This is a genomic window from Collinsella sp. BA40 (assembly GCF_008014645.1).
In the GTDB taxonomy this organism is placed as follows: Bacteria; Actinomycetota; Coriobacteriia; order Coriobacteriales; family Coriobacteriaceae; genus Collinsella.
Window position 1 is genome coordinate 99,149 of sequence record NZ_VOWY01000001.1, and the last position, 18,268, is coordinate 117,416.

General features: G+C 67.2%; 13 protein-coding genes. 8 read left to right on the plus strand and 5 right to left on the minus strand.

What is annotated here, in order from left to right; all coding sequences use genetic code 11:
* Positions 1 to 142: 142 nt before the first annotated feature.
* Together ligA and E4J93_RS00440 are read left to right on the plus strand one after the other, a co-directional pair.
* A complete protein-coding gene (gene ligA / locus E4J93_RS00435; RefSeq protein WP_147587653.1) occupies positions 143 to 2,356 on the plus strand; it encodes an NAD-dependent DNA ligase LigA in 2,214 nt (737 codons plus the stop codon).
* Positions 2,357 to 2,479: 123 nt separating this feature from the next.
* Positions 2,480 to 3,370 carry a formate/nitrite transporter family protein gene (locus E4J93_RS00440; protein ID WP_147587517.1) on the plus strand — a complete coding sequence of 297 codons (891 nt, stop codon included), beginning with the start codon at positions 2,480 to 2,482 and terminating at the stop codon, positions 3,368 to 3,370.
* 195 nt (positions 3,371 to 3,565) lie between these two features.
* Here E4J93_RS00440 and E4J93_RS00445 read toward each other — a convergent pair whose 3' ends face one another.
* The 3 genes from E4J93_RS00445 to E4J93_RS00455 all read right to left on the minus strand — a co-directional run bounded on the left by E4J93_RS00445 (position 3,566) and on the right by E4J93_RS00455 (position 5,678).
* The gene (locus tag E4J93_RS00445; protein WP_147587518.1) at positions 3,566 to 3,892 is read right to left on the minus strand and encodes a YbjQ family protein; all 327 of its coding nucleotides are present in this window, start codon (positions 3,890 to 3,892) and stop codon (positions 3,566 to 3,568) included.
* A gap of 307 nt (positions 3,893 to 4,199) precedes the next feature.
* On the minus strand, positions 4,200 to 4,820 hold the full coding sequence (gene yihA, locus E4J93_RS00450) for a ribosome biogenesis GTP-binding protein YihA/YsxC (RefSeq protein WP_147587519.1): 621 nt from the start codon (positions 4,818 to 4,820) through the stop codon (positions 4,200 to 4,202).
* Positions 4,821 to 4,865: 45 nt separating this feature from the next.
* A complete protein-coding gene (locus tag E4J93_RS00455; RefSeq protein ID WP_147587520.1) occupies positions 4,866 to 5,678 on the minus strand; it encodes a 5'-methylthioadenosine/S-adenosylhomocysteine nucleosidase in 813 nt (270 codons plus the stop codon).
* A gap of 143 nt (positions 5,679 to 5,821) precedes the next feature.
* Between E4J93_RS00455 and E4J93_RS00460 the strand changes: the two genes are divergently transcribed.
* Complete coding sequence (locus E4J93_RS00460) at positions 5,822 to 7,135, plus strand: MFS transporter (protein WP_255431839.1); 1,314 nt, start codon at positions 5,822 to 5,824, stop codon at positions 7,133 to 7,135.
* A gap of 24 nt (positions 7,136 to 7,159) precedes the next feature.
* Here E4J93_RS00460 and thrB read toward each other — a convergent pair whose 3' ends face one another.
* Together thrB and thrC are read right to left on the minus strand one after the other, a co-directional pair.
* Positions 7,160 to 8,041 carry a homoserine kinase gene (gene thrB / locus E4J93_RS00465; protein WP_147587521.1) on the minus strand — a complete coding sequence of 294 codons (882 nt, stop codon included), beginning with the start codon at positions 8,039 to 8,041 and terminating at the stop codon, positions 7,160 to 7,162.
* A gap of 150 nt (positions 8,042 to 8,191) precedes the next feature.
* Positions 8,192 to 9,703: a threonine synthase gene (gene thrC, locus E4J93_RS00470; protein WP_147587522.1), complete on the minus strand. Its 1,512-nt coding sequence runs from the start codon at positions 9,701 to 9,703 to the stop codon at positions 8,192 to 8,194.
* A 295-nt stretch (positions 9,704 to 9,998) separates the two neighbouring features.
* Between thrC and E4J93_RS00475 the strand changes: the two genes are divergently transcribed.
* The 5 genes from E4J93_RS00475 to E4J93_RS00495 all read left to right on the plus strand — a co-directional run bounded on the left by E4J93_RS00475 (position 9,999) and on the right by E4J93_RS00495 (position 18,098).
* Positions 9,999 to 11,363: an aspartate kinase gene (locus E4J93_RS00475; RefSeq protein ID WP_147587655.1), complete on the plus strand. Its 1,365-nt coding sequence runs from the start codon at positions 9,999 to 10,001 to the stop codon at positions 11,361 to 11,363.
* Between the two features lie 18 nt (positions 11,364 to 11,381).
* Complete coding sequence (locus E4J93_RS00480) at positions 11,382 to 12,407, plus strand: aspartate-semialdehyde dehydrogenase (RefSeq protein ID WP_147587523.1); 1,026 nt, start codon at positions 11,382 to 11,384, stop codon at positions 12,405 to 12,407.
* A 217-nt stretch (positions 12,408 to 12,624) separates the two neighbouring features.
* Positions 12,625 to 13,326, plus strand: coding sequence for an ABC transporter ATP-binding protein (locus E4J93_RS00485; RefSeq protein WP_147587524.1), 702 nt, complete (start codon positions 12,625 to 12,627; stop codon positions 13,324 to 13,326).
* A 2-nt stretch (positions 13,327 to 13,328) separates the two neighbouring features.
* The gene (locus E4J93_RS00490) at positions 13,329 to 16,982 is read left to right on the plus strand and encodes an FtsX-like permease family protein (protein ID WP_255431840.1); all 3,654 of its coding nucleotides are present in this window, start codon (positions 13,329 to 13,331) and stop codon (positions 16,980 to 16,982) included.
* 261 nt (positions 16,983 to 17,243) lie between these two features.
* Complete coding sequence (locus E4J93_RS00495) at positions 17,244 to 18,098, plus strand: DegV family protein (RefSeq protein ID WP_147587525.1); 855 nt, start codon at positions 17,244 to 17,246, stop codon at positions 18,096 to 18,098.
* Positions 18,099 to 18,268: the final 170 nt, after the last annotated feature.

Here is an 18,268-nt window from a genome sequence, read left to right on the forward strand (position 1 = left end):
GTAAAACGATGGGAAAAGCCGGCAGGATTGCAATATGGGCTCGCGCATGCCTCGCACTCCGCGTACGATGGTACCCTGTAGTGGTTGAGATTCGACCACTAGGGAGGCCCATGTGACGGAGCAGCAGAGCTTGTTTGGCGATATGGCGGCGAATGGAGACGCGAGGACGGATAGCGCTCCGGCATCGCCTGCCGAGACCTCGCAGGATGCCCGCTCTCGGGCTGCGGCGCGCGCGGCCGAGCTGCGCCACCTGCTCGATTACCACGCGTACCGCTACTACGCGCTGGACGCGCCGGAGATCACGGACGCCGCCTTCGACGCGTTGCTGGTGGAGCTCCAACAGATCGAGGCCGCCTATCCCGATCTCGTGACGTCGGGCTCCTACACGCAGCGCGTGGGCGGATTCGTGGACGTGGAGCAATTCACGCCCGTCACGCACATGGCGCGCATGTACTCTATGGATGACGCCATGAACCTCGAGGAGCTCGACGAGTGGCTTGCGCGAACCGAAGCCGCGCTGGGCGAGGGGCATGTCGCCTATACCTGCGAGCTCAAGATCGACGGCTTGGGTGTTGCGATCACGTACCAGGACGGTGCGTTCGTGCGCGCGGCGACGCGCGGCGATGGCACCACGGGCGAGGACGTCTCGTTGAACGTGCGCACCATCAAGGACGTGCCCATGCATCTCCTCGAGGCCGCCCTCGCACACATGGGTGCGGACCGCGGGACCCCCATCGAGGTCCGCGGCGAGGTCTACATGCCCAAGGGCAGCTTCGCGCGCCTCAACGCCGAGGCCGACGCCGAGGGCCGCGAGCCCTTCGCCAACCCCCGAAACGCCGCTGCGGGCAGCCTGCGCCAGAAGGATCCCAAGATAACGGCCAAGCGAGACCTTGCAACCTTCATCTACGCCATCGCGGACACGAAGCCGTTGCACGTGGGGTCCCAGCATGAGTTCCTGGATTGGCTGCGCGAGGCGGGCTTCTCCGTCAACCCGAACGTGGCCCGTTGCACCTCGCCGGCCGAGGTCCATGCCTTCTGCGCCGACGCGCTGGCGCACCGCGGCGACCTCGATTACGACATCGACGGCGTCGTCGTGAAGGTGGACGGGTTCGACCAGCAGGCCGACCTCGGCTTCACCGCGCGCGCCCCGCGCTGGGCCATCGCGTTCAAGTTCCCGCCCGAGGAGAAGACCACCGTGCTGCGCGATATCCGCATCCAGGTGGGCCGCACCGGCGTGCTTACCCCGGTGGCGGAGTTCGACCCGGTGACCGTTGCCGGCTCCACCATCGCCCGCGCCACGCTGCACAATATCGACGAGATCCGCCGCAAGGACGTGCGCGTGGGCGACACCATCGTCGTGCACAAGGCGGGCGACGTGATCCCCGAGGTCGTGGGGCCCGTCCTGGACAAGCGCTGGCCCGACGCGGTCGAATGGGACATGCCCACCGAGTGTCCCGCGTGCGGGAGCCCCGTGGTTCACGAGGACGGCGAGGTAGCGTATCGCTGCGTGTCGCTCGACTGCCCGGCTCAGCTCAAGGAGCGCCTGATCCACTGGGTGAGTCGCGGCTGCATGGACGTGGACGGCGTGGGCGAGGAGCTCGTGGACAAGCTCGTCGAAGCGGGGCTGGTGCACGACGTCGCGGATTTCTACCAGCTGGATGCGGACACCATCGCTGCGCTCGACACGGGCCGTGTGTATGCCACCTCCAACGCGAAGAAGGGCGTGCGCGCGGGAGACGCTATCCCCGTGGGGCCCACCATCGCCGCGAAAGCGGTCGACCAGCTCAATAAGTCGAAGCGGCAGCCGTTGGGGCGCGTGCTGTTCGCCCTGGGTATCCGCCACGTTGGCAAGACGGTGGGCGAGGCGCTGGCGCAGCGGTTCTTGAGTATCGACGCGCTCGTGCAGGCAAGCGAGGAGGATATCGCCGGCTGCGAGGGCATCGGGCCCAAGATCGCCGCGAGCGTGAAGCAGTTCCTCTCCGTTCCCGAGAACCTTGAAGTTCTCCAGCGTCTGCGCGACGCCGGGTTCGCGCTCGAGGAGGACCTGGGCGCCGCGGCGTCGCGGGCGGCCGAGGCAACGGGCGTCGATGCCCGGCTCGCCGAGACGCAGCCGCTCGCCGGGCTCACGTTCGTGCTCACCGGCACGCTGGTCAACCGCACGCGAGACGAAGCCGGCGCCGCACTCAAGGCTCTGGGCGCGAAGGTGACCGGCTCGGTATCCAAGAAGACGAGCTACCTGGTTGCCGGGCCCAAGGCGGGCTCCAAGCTCACCAAGGCCGAGGGCCTGGGCGTGCCTGTTTTGAACGAGGAGCAGATGGAGGAGATCCTGGCGACCGGTGCCGTGCCGCAGGCGTAGGGATAGCCGCGTGCTGCCCGGCACGCGGCCGACCGTTATCGCGCACCGAGCATCTATCCCCACGGCGGCAGGTGGTTTTCGGTATACTCGCTTGAGCACTATCGAATCCCACAGGAGGTATCCATGGCCGTAGAGCCCAAGCCCATGCACGACCTGCCCGCCCATCACCTGGTGCCCGATGCGCTCACCCCGGAGCAGATCGAGTCCAAGGCCGAGACCGTGGCCATCAGCAAGGCGAACATGCCGTTTGTGAAGCTGTTCGTCCTCGCTATGTTCGCCGGCGCGTTCGTGGCGCTGGGCGCGGCGTTCTTCACCGTGGTCATGGGCGATACCGAGATGGGGTTCGCGGCGCAGCGCGCCCTCGGCGGCCTGTGCTTCTGCCTGGGCCTCGAGTTGGTGCTACTGTGCGGCGCCGAACTGTTTACCGGCAACGCGCTCATGGTGCTGGGCAAGGTGTCGGGCAAGATCTCGTGGGGTGGTCTGGCGCGCAATTGGAGCGTCGTCTGGCTGGGCAACTTCGTGGGCGCCCTGGCGATCGCCGCGCTGATCTTTTTAGCCGATCTGCAGAGCATGGGCGGCGGTTCCGCGGGAGACGCCATGGTGGCGCTCGCCGTGGGCAAGGTTGCACCGGCGTGGCATACGCTGTTCTTCAAGGGCGTGCTGTGCAACCTGCTCGTCTGCCTGGCGGTGTGGATCGGCTTCGGCGCGCGCACCACGGCGGACAAGGTGCTTGGCATCATCCTGCCGGTGGCGGCGTTCGTGGTGATGGGCTTCGAGCACTGCGTGGCCAACATGTTCTTCCTGCCCATGGGGCTTGCCGCCAAAGCCGCCGGCTTCGGTGCGGCGGTGGCGGGCGCCGAGTCGCTCACAGCGGGATCGCTCGCCTATAACCTGTCGGCCGCCACGCTCGGCAACATCGCCGGCGGCATCCTCATCGTGGGCGTGGGCTACTGGATCGCCTACGGACGCGAGGCACACAAGCACGAGGTCGAGGCGGGCAAGCTCGCGGAGTAGGGGCGCGGTGGAGCCCGCGTGTCCGCAGGGTGGCGCGGCGGGAAACGGGCTGAGAGAGACATGAGGACCCGGCCTTGGCGGGCGAAGCAGCTCCCAGGGCCGGGTCTTTTTCATGCGCGTCAAGCGCCGGGCGCAACGCGGCAACCTCGGATTGAGCCTCCGCCGGGCGCCCGAACCTCAGATTGGTGCCTGTCCCTAATCCGAGGTGCGCTGCACGCGGACGGCGGTGCCGGTGGCGCAGGTCATGATCATGCCCTCGAAGGTCTCGTAGCCAAGGGATGCGCCAACGACGGCATTTGCCCCCATGGCCTCGGCGCGATCGGACAACTCCTGCAGGGCGTGGTCGCGCGCCTGAGCCATCTCCTCTTCGTAGCCCGCGGAGCGCCCGCCGAAGATATTGCGGAAACCCGCGCCGATGTCGCGGAACATGTCGATGCCGCTGACGACCTCGCCGGAAACAACGCCCAGATACTCCTTGATCCTGTAGCCGTCGAGGCTGTTGGTGGTGGTGATGGCAAGCATGGCCCTTCCTTTCGATCGCCTGGCCTTACGGGGAGTTATACCCTGGTTGACGGTCGGGCCATGCACAGCGAGGACGCGGGGACGAGGGTACGGTAACGAGGCGGCCGCCCGAGAGCGAGGCTTTCGGGCGGCCGTAGCGTGACGATCGGTTGTCATCGTATTGTATGGAAGCGTGCGGCGAGGCGGTGCCGCGGGAACAGGCTTCAGGCTAGGGTCTCAGATTAGCGCCTGTCCCTTTTTCGAGGAGTCGCCGCGTGGAGGTCGAGTGAACGCCTCATGACGTTTTTGATGCCGCCCGCGTGCGGCGCTACTCCTCCTCGCCCTCGTAGCCGTCCTCGTCGCCGAGGCAGTCCTCCTCGATGCGGCGCTTGAGCGCGTCGATGCCGGCGCCCGTCTGGGAGCTGGTCACGATGATGTCCTCGGGGTCGAGCTGGAGCTGCTTGCGGATGTTGGCGAGCTGCTTGGCCTGCTGGCCCTTCCCCAGCTTGTCCGCCTTCGTGAGGCAGACCACGAAGTTGAACTCGTTCTCACGCAGGTACTCGATCATGTTGAAGTCGAGCTTGCTGGGGTCGTGGCGAATATCCACGAGCGAGACGACCAGGTTGAAGCTGCGCTCGCTCTCGAGGTAGTCGCCGATGAGCTGGGCCCAGCGCTGGCGTTCGGCCTTGGAGCGCTGCGCGAAACCGTAGCCCGGAAGGTCCACGAAGTGGATGCCGTCGGCCTCGAAGAAGTTGATGTTGGCGGTCTTGCCCGGGGTGCTCGAGACCTTGACGAGGCCCTTGCGGTTGAACAGCTTGTTCATGATGGATGACTTGCCCACGTTGGAGCGCCCCACGAAGCTCACCTCGGGGCAGGTCGACGGCGGGATCTGGCTCGTGGCGCCGTAGCTGGCGATGAACTTGGCGAGGTTGTAGTTGATCTGGCTCATGGGGCCTCCTAGGGAATGGGTATGCGGGCGTGCCGGGCGGTCGGCCTAGTTGTCGGAGATGCCCAGCTTCGCGGCGAGACGGCGGATGATCGAGAGCGTGAGGGCGCTCGCGGAGCGGGCGTAGCCGTCCAGATCGAACTCGCGGTCGCAAAACGCGTCGTAGGCTTCGTCGCAGTTGTCGGAGATGGCGCGCAGCACCAGGCAGTCGATCTTGTTCTTGGCTGCCACATGGGCGATGGCGGCGCCCTCCATCTCGGCGCAGTCCGCCTGGGTGGCGGCTATGACGCGCTCGCGCGCTTCGGCGCCCGTGATGAAGCGGTTGCCCGATGCGATGGTCCCGCGCAGGTAGCGGTGCACGTCGGCGGAGGTATCGTTGCGGCGGAAGAACGTGGCGTCGGCGGCGGCGCGGGCCTCGGCGTCCTGTTCGCCTTCGGCGATGGCAGCGTTCACGAAGCCGTGGGAGAGGAGGGTCTCCTCGGCGAGGTCGACGAGGAAATCGCTGCTGGCGAACTCCTCCAGGCCCGGTGCGGATTCGGCGATGAGCGCGGTGTCGGTGTCGGTGTAGCGCAGGCGCTCGCCGATGACGACGTCGTCGATATGCAGCGCGGGGTTGAGCCCGCCGGCGATGCCGCTGAAGATGATGGCGTTGGCGCCGTATTTGGAGATGAGGTGCTGCGCGGCGGCCGCGGCGTTGACGGTGCCCATGCCGGCGGTGGTGCACACGATGTTGAAGCCGTGGTACTCGCCGCCGATGATCTTGAGGCCGGCTTCCTCGCACACGGTGCCGCGCTCGATGGACGTATAGATCTGGCGCACTTCCTTCTCGAGCGCGCCGATGATCGCGATGGTAGGTGCCATGATGCTCCTCGCAGTTGTCTGGCGTGTTTTCGATGCCTAATGGTACCAGTCTTGCATGGAAAAAATGCGTGTCGCCCATGGTACGATTGCCCGCGGAATGCGATTTGGGCCGGGTGGCAGCCCGGTATGGCGAGGGGAGATGCATGACTACCGACAACCGCTCCATCGAGGCGCCGCGCGCCGCCTCTGCGGCCGACCTGTCTGCGGCCCGGCGCAGCCTCTGCGTCCTGCTGCTGGTGGTCATGGGCTTCATTCTGGGTTCCTCGGAGTTCATCGTCATTGGTATCGAGCAGCAGATCGCCGATGCCTTCTCGGTGCCGCTCGCGCACGTGGGAGGGCTCGTCAGCGCGTTCGCCCTCTCCTATGCGATCCTGACCCCGATCCTCGCGCTCACCACGGGCAGGTTCCGCCGGTTCACGCTGCTCGTCGGGTATTCGGTCGTCTTCTGCGCGGGCAACCTCCTCGCGGCCCTCGCGCCGACGTTCGAGCTGCTGTACGCCGCCCGCCTGGTGCTCGGCGCGGTCTCCGGCGGCCTGCTCGCGGTCGGCGTCACCTACCTGCCCGAGCTCATGGATCCCAAGCGAACGCCCTTCGCGATCTCCCTGGTCTACGGCGCCTTCTCGGTGGCCATGGTGCTGTCCACCTCGATCGGCAAGATGATCGCCGAGCTCTCGAGCTGGCACGTCGCGATGTGGGCGGTCCTCGCCGTCGCCGTGGTGGTGTGCCTCGCGCTCGTCGCCGTGCTGCCCCGCGCCGGGGAGACCGACGAGCCCGCGACCGTTCGCGACCAGATCGGCCTTCTGGCCGAGCCCCAGGTCCTGACCGGCATGGCGATCTTCGTCTTCGGCGTGGGCGGCGTCTACGTCTTCTACGCGTTCATCACGCCCTACCTCGAGCAGGTCCTGGGACTGAGCCCCTTCCAGGCGTCCGCGGTGCTCATGGTCTACGGCGTGATGTGCATCATCTCCAACATGCTCTCGGGCGTGCTGGACTCGCGCGCGGGCATGCGCGGCCTGGTGCCGGTCTTCGTCATCCAGACCGGTCTGCTGCTCGCGCTGTACGCGCTCGGCTCGACGATGCCCCTCGCCCTGGCCGTGGTCCTCGCCATCGGCGTCTCCATGTACGTGCTCTCGGTGCCGTGCATCACCATGTTCATGCGCGTCGCGCGGCAGCGGCACCCCAAGGCCATGATGCTGGCGAGTTCCGTGGAGCCCACCGCCTTCAACATCGGCATCAGCTTCGGCACGGCGGTCGGCTCGGCAGTGGTCGCGGGTCCCGGCATGGCGAGCGCGGGCCTGGTGGGCGCGTCCTTCTCGGTGGTCGCCCTCGTCCTCACGCTCGTCACGATGCGCATAGACCGCCGCCGCGGCTGGGAGCGACCGCGTGCAACCCGGTTAGAGCGAAGACGAGCCCCGTCCGCATGCGCGCGGGCGGGGCTCGCCTGTGTAATCGTATGATGCGCTTTCGATTGCGATCGGGCGCTACAGGTACTCGATCTGCGCGCCCTGCGTGTCGCAGGTGAGGATATGCGTTTCGCACTCCGGGAACCGCTCGCGCAGGCGTACCTGCAGGAACTTGGCAACGATGGTGTCGTCGGTCACGGCCATGAGCGTGGAGCCCGAGCCCGAGATCCACAGCGTGCCCGCCCCGCCGTCCAGGCACGTGCGGCGGATGGCGTCGTAGTCGGGGATGAGCGCGCGGCGGTAGGGCTCCTGCAGGCGGTCGTCGTTGGCGTCGGCGATGAGCGCGAGGTCGCCGGTCTCGAGCCCGCGGGTCATGCCTGCGATGCGCCCCATCTGCCATACGGCGGATGCGAGCGGTACCTCCTGCGGTACGACCTTGCGCGCCTCGCTCGTGTGCACCTCGTAGGGCGGGATGATCGTGATGAAGCGCAGGCGGCCGCTCACCTCGTAGCGAAGGCAGCGGGGGAGTCCGCCCTCGGGCGTGAAGGAGCATACGGCGCCGCCCAGGATCGCGGGGGCGACGTTGTCGGGGTGCCCCTCGACCGCCGTGGCGATGCGCACGAGCTCGGCGCGGTCGACGGTGTGGCCGGTCAGCGCGGCGGCCGCCATGATGCCGGCCACGACGCAGGTCGAGCTCGACCCCAGTCCGCGCGCTACGGGCACCTCGGTCTCTATGTGGAGGCGCACCGGGAAGGGCTCCTCGCCCCATTCGCGCAGCGCGTCGGCGAAGGAGGCGTACGCGAGGTTGTCCTCGTTGCAGAACTCCTCGGGGCAGCCGGTGATCTGCAGCGTCTCGGCGCGCTCGAAGGTGAAGTGCGAGTAGAGCGACACGGCCATGCCGAGCGTGTCGTAGCCGATGCCGAGGTTCGCGCTGGTGGCCGGCACGGTGATCTTGATCATGTTGATGCTCCTTTGCAGGACGGGGCGGGGTCGGCGCATCGTCCGCCGCGAGTTTCCGCACGAGCCGAAGGCGCCGGCGGCGCCTTCGCGCGAGCCCAGGACTGTCCGAGCGCCGGATGATGCACCGACCCCGGCTCTCGGGCGGGATGGTTACAGCTTGGCGGACGCCGCCTCCACGAACGCGCCCATGCCATCGATGTCCACCACGGCGTCGTGCAGCACGGGCTTCTCCCGCAGCTCAGACAGCTGCGTGGGCGCGCAGGTGCCCGTTGCCTTCTCGAGCACCTGCATGCAGGCGAAGTCGTCGGGCGGGCAGAACAGGCCGAGCGAGCTTGCGACGGCGCGCGGGAACTTGTACGGGCTCGCGGTGGAGAGGACCACGCGAGCGCGAGCGTCTGGAGCGGCTGCGACCTGTTGCAGCGCGTGGTAGCCGCAGGCGGTGTGCGGGTCGATCAGGTAGCCATGGCGCTCCCAGCAGTCCTTGATGGCCGCGGCCACCTCGTCCTCGTCCGCCCAGCCGCAGCCGAAGACCTCCTGGATGCGGGCGAGCAGGTCGGCGGGCACCGTGTAGCGGCCTCCGGCCAGCTCATCCATAAGGCGCGCGACGAGCTCGCAGTCGCCATCCGCCAGATAGTAGAGCATGCGCTCGAGGTTGGACGAGATGAGGATGTCCATGGACGGCGAGGTGGTGGTGTAGAAGGGGCGCTCGCGGTCGTAGGCACCGGTGGTGAGGAAGTCGAACAGCACGTTGTTCTTGTCGCTCGCAACGATGAGCTTGGCGACCGGCAGCCCCAGGCGCTTGGCGTAGTAGCCCGCCAGGATGTCGCCGAAGTTGCCCGTGGGCACGCAGAACTCCACGGCGTCGCCCGCCTCGACGGCGCCCTCGCGCAGCAGCTGGGCGTAGGCGGCGAAGTAGTAGACGACCTGGGGCACCAGGCGGCCGACGTTGATGGAGTTGGCGCTGGAGAGCTGAACGCCGGATGCGGCCAGGCGCGCGGCGAGCTCGCGGTCGGCGAAGATGCCCTTGACGGCGCTCTGCGCGTCGTCGAAGTTGCCCCGCACGGCGCAGACCGAGACGTTCGCGCCCTCCTGCGTGCTCATCTGCAGCTCCTGCACGCGGGAGACCTTGCCTTCGGGATAGAAGACGGTGATGCCGCAGCCGGGCGCGTCGGCGAAGCCCGCGAGCGCCGCCTTGCCGGTGTCGCCGCTCGTGGCGGTGACGATCATGATCTTGTCCGCGGCGCCCTCGTCGGCGGCGTTCGTGCGTGCCATGAGGCGGGGGAGCATCTGCAGCGCGACATCCTTGAACGCGCTGGTGGGGCCGTGCCACAGCTCGAGCACGTAGGAGGGGAGCGCCTGCGCGTCCGTGCTCTCGCCCGCGAGCTTTACAAGGGGTGTGACCTCGGGAGATGCGAAGGTGTCGCCGTATGCCTCATCGACGCATGCGGCGATCGCGTCGGCGGAGTAGTCGGGCAGCAGCAGGCCCAGGACCTCGCGCGCCAGCTCCAGGTAGCCCTTCGAGGCGAGGCCCGCCAGGTCGATGCGCCGCTCGCCGAGCTCGTCGGATACGTACAGACCGCCGTCGGGGGCAATGCCGCGGCGGATGGCCTGCTTGGCGCTGAGGGCTTCGATGCGGGAACGGGTGCTGTGGTACGTCGCCATAAACGTGCTCCTTCGGCGTGCGGCAGCGCCATGCAGGCGCTGATGAAACGTTGCAGCACATGGTAGCAGAGCATGCAGGGTCCCATCGGCGCCGCCAGCCGTCTGGCGCACGGGTGCAGCTGCATTTCACAGGACGTTCTTTGTTTGGAAACAAAAGTGCGATTATGCAATATGCCGCCGATGTGGTTTAGTAGACTAAGCATTCACGGTGCTTTCCCACGATAAAGCGATAGCTCGTGAAACGATGGCGCGGATGCGCGTCGCACGTATGAGTTGGAAGGGTTATTCGTTCACCATGATCAAGATCACCAAATTCGGCGGTTCATCGGTTGCCGATGCCGAGCACTTCAGGAAGATCAAGGGCATCATCGATGCCGACCCGGCCCGCCGCTTCGTGGTCGTGTCCGCCTGCGGACGCCGCTCCTCGGGTGACACCAAGGTCACCGACCTGCTCTACCTGGTGGACGCGCACGTGAACTACCATGTGTCCTGCGACGACCTGCTCGCCGACATCGGCCAGCGCTATTTCGACATCGCCGACGAGCTCGGTCTGTCCTATCCCATACGCGAGGAGTTCGCTGCGTTCGCCGAGCGCGCCCGCTCGGGCGGCTACAGTACCGAGGAGCTGGTGAGCCGCGGCGAGTATTTCACCGCGCGCCTCATGGCCGAGTACCTCGGTCTTCCCTTTATCGACGCCATCGATATGGTTGCCTTCCACCACGACGGGACGCTTTCCATGAAGCGCACCGCCGAGCTCGTGCGCGAGAACGCCCGCGAGGGCGGGTTCGTGATGCCGGGCTTCTACGGTGCCACCAAGGAAGGCAAGGTCAAGCTGCTCGATCGCGGCGGCGGCGACATCTCGGGCTCCATCCTCGCCCAGTGCCTCGAGGCCGACCTGTACGAGAACTGGACGGACGTCTCGGGCTTCCTGTCCGCCGACCCGCGCATCGTCGCCCACGCCCAGCCCATCCCGCGCATCACCTACGAGGAGCTGCGCGAGCTGTCGTACATGGGCGCCTCCGTCCTGCATGAGGAGGCGGTCTTCCCGGTGCGCGACGCGGGCATCCCGCTCGTCATCAAGAACACCAACGCGCCCGATGACCCGGGCACCATCATCTCCGAGACGGCCAAGGACGGCGACACCGAGCCCATCATCACCGGCATCGCCGGCAAGCGAAACTTCCTGGCCATCAACGTCTCGCGCGACCGCACCAAGAGCCGCATCGGCTTCATGCGCCGCGCGCTGTCGGTGTTCGAGCGCTACGGCATCTCCGTCGAGCACATGCCCACTGGCGTGGACCAGTTCGCGGCCGTCGTGCAGGCATCCGATGTGAAGGACTCGCTGTACTCGCTCATCTCCGATATCCAGGAGGAGGTCGAGCCGCTGGAGATCGAGGTCGTCGAGGACCTTGCGCTCATCGCCACCGTGGGCCGCAACCTGCGCGGCCGCGCCGGCATCTCGGGCCATCTCTTCGGCAAGCTGGGCGAGGCGGGCGTGAGCGTGCGCATGATCACGCAGGGCTGCGACGAGATCAATATCATCGTAGGCGTGGAGGAGCGCGACTTCGACCTTGCCATCAAGACCATCTACGAGGCGTTTTCCGATGAAGACGGCATCGTGACCACCGCGGACCTCGAGCCCGCGCCGCGTCCGTTCTAAGTTATAAGGGGAGCAACCATGAAGCAGTACACAGTCGCTATCGTCGGCGCGACGGGCGCCGTCGGCACCCAGATGCTCGCATGCCTGGAGGAGCAGCGCTTCCCCGTGGGCGCGCTCAAGCTCCTGGCGAGCCCGCGCTCTGCAGGCAAGGTCGTCGAGACCCCGTGGGGCCCCGTCACGGTCGAGGCCGCCGCGCCCGAGGCGTTCGACGGCGTGGAGATCGTGCTGGGCGCCGCCGAGGACGACGTGGCGAAGGCGCTGTACCCGGAAGCCGTGCGCCGCGGCGCCGTGGTGGTGGACAACTCGCACGCCTTCCGTCTGGACGAGGACGTGCCGCTGGTCATCCCCGAGATCAACGCCGCCGACGCCCTGCAGCACAAGGGCATCATCGCCAATCCCAACTGCGCTACCATCATCGGCTTGGTGCCCACCTGGCCGCTGCACCAAATCGCGGGCGTGACGCGCATGATCGTATCCACCTATCAGGCCGCGTCCGGCGCGGGCGTGCCCGGCATGCGCGAGCTCGAGGAGCAGATCGGCTGCATGGGCCGCGGCGAGGAGCTTCCGGCGCCGTCCGCCTTCGCGGCGCAGCTGGCCAGCAACCTCATCCCGCAGATCGGCGGCGAGAAGTTCGAGGGCTTCACCTCCGAGGAGATGAAGATGCAAAACGAGGGCCGCAAGATCATGCACCTGCCCGATTTGCGTGTGAACTGCACCTGCGTGCGCGTTCCGGTGCTGCGCTCGCACTCCGAGAGCGTGATGCTCGAGTTCGAGCGCGACATCACCCTCGAGCAGGCGCGCGAGGCCCTGGCCGCCGCCCCGGGCGTCAAGCTCGTGGACGACCTGGCCGCCGAGTCCGCGCACGACCGCTGGCCCATGCCGCTGGACACCACCGACCAGGACCTCATCTGGGTCGGCCGCGTGCGCCGCGACATCTCCAACCCCGACGCCCTGCGCGGCATCACCTTCTGGTGCTGCGGCGACCAGATCCGCAAGGGCGCCGCGACCAACGCCGTCCAGATCGCCAAACTCCTCTGCGAGTAGGAGCCGCGGGGGTGCATGGGTCCCGGGGCCCGTGCGTCGCCGGCGCTCTCCTGCAGCCCCTTCTCATATCGAACGCGCTTCAAGCCGCGTGCTGCCTGCCTGCAGCACGCGGCCTGCTCGTTGAGCGGCCTGTTTTATCGCGTCAAATCGGCGCCGTGCGGGGTATAAGTACCAATCATCGCGCACGATGGAGCGTATTTGCGTCGGAGGTACCTGCATGCCGTATATAGAGTTCGAAAACGTGTACAAGATCTACGGATCGGGCGAGGGCGAGGTGCATGCGCTGGACGGCGCGAGCTTCTCGGTCGAGCGCGGCGAGCTCGCGGTGGTGCTGGGTGCGTCGGGCGCCGGTAAGACCACGGCGCTCAATATCCTGGGTGGCATGGACAGCGCCACGAGCGGGCGCGTGGTGGTTGACGGGCGCGACATCAGCGCCGCGTCCGAGGACGATCTGGTCGAGTACCGCCGCGCCGACGTGGGCTTCGTCTTCCAGTTCTACAACCTGGTGCCCAACCTCACGGCGCTCGAGAACGTCGAGTTGGCGGCGCAGATCTGCCCCGATTCCCTCGACGCGGCCGAATGCCTGGCCAAGGTGGGCCTGGCGCAGCGCACGGTCAACTTCCCGGCGCAGCTCTCGGGCGGCGAGCAGCAGCGTGTCTCCATCGCGCGCGCCATTGCCAAGAACCCCAAGCTCCTGCTGTGCGACGAGCCCACGGGCGCGCTCGACTACCAAACCGGCAAGCAGGTTCTCAAGCTGCTGCAGGATACGTGCCGCCGCGACGGCATCACCGTCGTCATCATCACGCACAACTCCGCCCTCGCGCCCATGGCCGACCGCCTTATCCGTTTCAAGAGCGGGCGCGTCACGTCCATGGAGCGCAACGAGCATCCCGTGCCCATCGAGCAGATCGAGTGGTAGGCATGGCGATGGGAAAGAAGGGCCGCCGCGCAGCGAAGGCGCGGCCAAACGCGTTTACCACCGATATCAAACGCACGATAACGGGCAACCTCAAGCGTTTCATCTCGCTGTTCGTCATCACGGCGCTGGGCACCACCATGTTCGTCGGCCTCAAGGCCGCCTGCGACGACCTGCGTGCCACGGCCGATAGCTACTACGACCAGCAGCGCCTGTTCGACATATCCGTGCAGTCCACGCTTGGCCTGGATGGGGTGGACATCGCGGCGCTCGCCGCGCTCGAGGGCGTGGACGAGGCGGAGGGCGGCTATACCGAGACCGCCTACACGCAGGTGGACGGGCGGCGCGCGAAGGTCGACCTCAAGGCACTGTCCGCGGCGGGTATCAACGAGCCGCGCGTACTCGAGGGCCGCTTGCCGCGCGATGTCGGCGAGGTGGCGGTGACGCAGCGCTTCCTCGACGCGAGCGGCAAGCGCGTGGGCGATACGGTGACGTTTGCCGGCGCCGACGAAAACGAGCCGTCCGGGGACGCGCCGACAGGCGCCGGGGACGAGGCCGCCGGCTCGCAGGACGGCGCGGCGACGGACGCCGCGTCCGAGCCGATCTTCAAGCGCGGCACCTATACCATCACCGGCGCGGTCCTCGATCCCATGGACGTGAACGCTGGAACCAAGACGATGTCGTTTCGCGCGGGGGGCGGTGCGCAGTTCGCCTTCTTCCTCACGCCGGCTGCCGTACGGGACCGCGATACGTTCACGGTCGCGTATCTCACGGTGGCGGGCGCGGCCGAGCTGCCTACGTATTCGGATGAATATGACGAGCTGGTAGACGAGGTCAAGCAGCGCGTCGAGGAGACGCGCGAAGCAGGCGCGTCGGCGCGGACCGACCGCGTGCGCGCCGACGCCCTGGGCCAGATCGAGGAGAAGCAGCGCGAGGCAGAGGCACAGCTGGCCGAGGCGGACGAACAGCTCGCCCGCGCCCGCGGCCAGGTCGCCGACGCCCTCGCGCAGATCGAAGCCGGCCGGCGCGAGCTGGAGCGGCAGGGGGCGAGCGCCGAGTCGCAGCTCGATGCCGCGCAAAAACAGCTGGACGCTTCGAGCGCCCAGCTCGATGCGGCATGGGCCACGGTCCAAGCCAAGCAAGCCGAGCTCGATGTGGGAGCGGCTGCTGCTGAAGATTCGCTGAAGCAGATCGAGCGCGCCGAGGCGGGCGCCGCTACGCTGAAAACCCTGATGGGCGAGGCGTGGCCGGCCGATGCCTGGGCGCGCCTGCAGGCCGGCGATGCATCGGCCCGAGAGCCCTTCGTGTCGGCGGTGAGCGCCTATACCGCGGAGGCGGTCGCGCAGATAGATCAAGCGTCGTGCTTGCTCGACGCCGTGCGCGGGCTGCTGGATAAGCTGCCCGCAACGCCGGGCGTGCGCGATGAGCTGCTCGAGCGCATCGATGGGCTGGCAAAGATCCTTGCAGCCGTCTATCCGGATGCCGCGGGCGAGATCGAGCGCGTCCGCGCGCTCGTGGCCTCGTATGTGGCCGGGGCGCCGAGCCTCGACGAGGCGCATGCCTCTCTCGACCGCATCGCCGCCGCCTTGGCCGACCTTCGCGTCCAGATCGATGCCGCGGGCTCCCAGGCGGGGCAGCTGGCCGATGCGGTCCTGGCAAAGCCTCGGGTCGAAGCCGCGCTCGCTGCCGTCGCGAGCGGCCGGCGCCAGCTTGCGTCCGCGCGCGACGAGGTCGTTCGCGGGCAGGCGCAGCTCGAAGCGGGCCGGGCCCAGCTCGACGCCAAGCGAGCCGATGCGCGCAGGCAGCTGGCGGCCGGCGCCGACGAGCTGGCGGCCGGCGCCGCCGAGGCCGCCAACGGGCGCGCCGAGCTCGAGCGCAACGAGGACGAGTTCCAGGAGAAGAAGCTCGACGCCGAGGCGCGCTTCGCCGATGCGCGCGCCGAGGTGGACGGCATCGAGGGCGCGACTTGGTACATCCAGGACCGCTCCTCGCTGCCGAGTTACGCCAGCGTCGAGTCCGATGCGAAATCCATCGAGTCCATCGCCACGGTCTTCCCGCTCATCTTCTTCACGGTGGCCGTTCTCATCAGCCTTACCACGGTGACGCGTATGGTGGAGGAGGACCGCGGCCTGATCGGCGTATACAAGGCGCTGGGCTACAGCAAGGCGCGCATCCTGTCCAAGTACGTGATCTACGCCTTCGCGGCCTGCGTTACCGGCGGCATCGCAGGCGACCTGTTCGGCTTCGTGGCCCTGCCCGAGGTCATCTTCACCATCTTCGCCACCATGTACGCGCTGCCGCCCTTCCAGCTGCACTTCAACCCGGGCTCGGCGCTTATGGGCGTGTCGCTGTTCGCCATCGGCATCGTGGGCGCCACCTTCCTGGCTTGCCGCTACGTGCTGCGCGAGACCCCGGCGTCGCTCGTGCGCCCCAAGGCGCCGCGTGCGGGCAAGCGCATCATGCTCGAGCGCATCACGCCGTTGTGGCGCCGCATGAGCTTCCTCAACAAGGTGAGCGCGCGCAACCTCTTCCGCTATAAGAAGCGCTTCCTCATGACGGTCTTCGGTATCGCCGGCTGCACCGCGCTCATGATCTGCGGCCTGGGTATCCGCGATACGGTCATCTCGCTCAAGCCGCGCCAGTATGGCGAGGAGGGTATCGTCCGCTACGACCTGCTCGCGGTTACCACGGACGACAACTTCGCGCGAGCCCAGGACGAGCTGCGCGCGACCGGCTGCATCGACCAGATGCTCGAGGCGCGTATCGATAGCGCCACGGCGAGCTTCAACGGCGCGCGGGAATCGGTGCAGATCATCGTGGTGCCGCGCGATGCGGATTTGTCGGCCTACCTCAAGATGGAGGACGGTTCGGCCACGTCGCCCGTGCTGCCCGCCACCGGCGGCGACGCCCTGGAGCTGCCGCGCGACAGCGGTGTGCTTATCACCAAGAACGCCGAGCAGGTGCTGGGCTTCTCGGTGGGAGACGCTATCGAGCTGCAGGATTCGGCCATGCGCACGGGCACGGTCGAGGTGCGCGGCATCGCCGTGAACTTCCTGGGCAACTTCGTCTTCATGACCGAGGACGCCTACGCCGCCGCCTTCGGCGAGCGCTGCGCGCCCAACGGGTTTCTCGCCAACCTGCAGGGCACCGATGACGAGAAGATCGCCTTGGCCGACGAGCTCGCGGCGGGCGATACCTTCGTAACGGTGAGCAGCTCGACCAAGATCGCCAACGATTTCTCCGACAGCTTCAAGATCATCGACGTGGTGGTGTACGTGGTCACGATCATGGCGGGCGCGCTGGCGTTCGCCGTGGTGTTCACCTTGTCCACCACGAATATCTCCGAGCGCGAGCGCGAGCTGGCGACCATCAAGGTCCTGGGGTTCCGGCGCCGCGAGGTATATCGATATATCAACAAGGAGACGATCGTGCTCACGCTGATCGGCATCGTGGCCGGGTGGCCGCTGGGCTATCTCATCACGCGCTTCCTTACGTACGTGCTGCGCATGCCCTCGCTGTTCTTCGATACCATCGTGGAACCGCAGACCTATCTGTTCGCTTCGGTGATGTCGCTCGTGTTCACGCTCGTCATCAACGCGATCACCAACCGGGCGCTGGACCGTGTTGACATGGTGGGGGCGCTCAAATCTGCCGAGTAGGGCGGGCGGGACGGGTATATGCCCGAGTAGGCGCCCGTCCCCGTGCCGCCGCGTCGCGATGCGCGAGCATGAACATCGCCTGCGGTCGTTCGCGGGTGCGCAGGTGCCGTCAAGACTCCTTGAACGGCAACGCTTCAAGCGAATGTGTACAATAGAGGGCTGAAGCGTAGAGCTCGGGGTGCATGCGGCCGTAGGGCCGTGGTGCGTCGCCGTACTTTTTTCGTTGCCGCTCTGTTGCGGCGCTTGAGAGATTGGTTGTCCATGGCTCAGTTCATCATCGTTGCAGAATCGGGATCGGACCTGACGCCCGCGCTGGTCGAGCGCTACGGCGTGCGCATCGTGCCCATGCACGTGACCATCGGTGACGAGACCTACGACGACGGCTCCATCACCAGTCACGAGGTGTACGAGCGCGCTCGCGCCCTCGATGTGATGCCCAAGACGAGCGCCGCCACCATCCATGATTTCGCTACGACGTTCGATTGCATCCACGAGGAGGAGCCTTCGGCCACCATCCTCTATCTTGCCTATTCTTCGGTGACTACCTGCTCGTACGCCTCGGCCCTCACCGCCGCCGAGGGGCGCGACTACGTGGTGGCCATCGACACCAAGAGCGTGTCCATCGGCCAGTCCCTCATCGTCTCGCGCACGGCGCGCTATCTCGAAGCGCATCCCGAGGCTACGGTCGACGAGGTGACGGCGTTCGTGGAGCGCGCCCGCGACGAGGTCCTGCTCGGCTTCGTTCCGAGCGACCTTGCGTTCCTGCGTGCTGGCGGGCGCTTGTCCAACGCGCAATTCCTCGGCGCGCACCTGCTCAAGATCAAGCCGGTTATCGAGCTGGTCGGCGGCAACTTCGTGGCCACCAAGAAGCTGCGCGGCACCATGAAGCGCGCCGCCCTGCATTTCATTGACCATCTCATGGAAGAGGGCCCGGTCGACCTTGGACGCGTGGGCCTGGCATATTCCGACGGCTTGTCCGAAGATATCAAGCGCGCGGTCGAGGACCATGTAACCAAGCTGGGGTTCAAGAGCTTCGATTGGGTCGAGGTGGGCGGCATGATCTCGTCGCACTGCGGTCCCAACGCGTTCGGCGCCGTGATGCAGCGCCTGGCGTAAGCATCTTCGCGCGCTCCGCGGGACGCGTGCGTCTACAACGTTCGAGCAACGCGACGGCCGCCCGGGTTTCCGGCGGCCGTTTTCATAACGCTCGCGCTCGCCTGCGAGCGTGTCGCCTGCGCGCCGTGGTAGCCTGGGGCCAGCCGGGCATGCGTTTCGCTCGCGCTGCA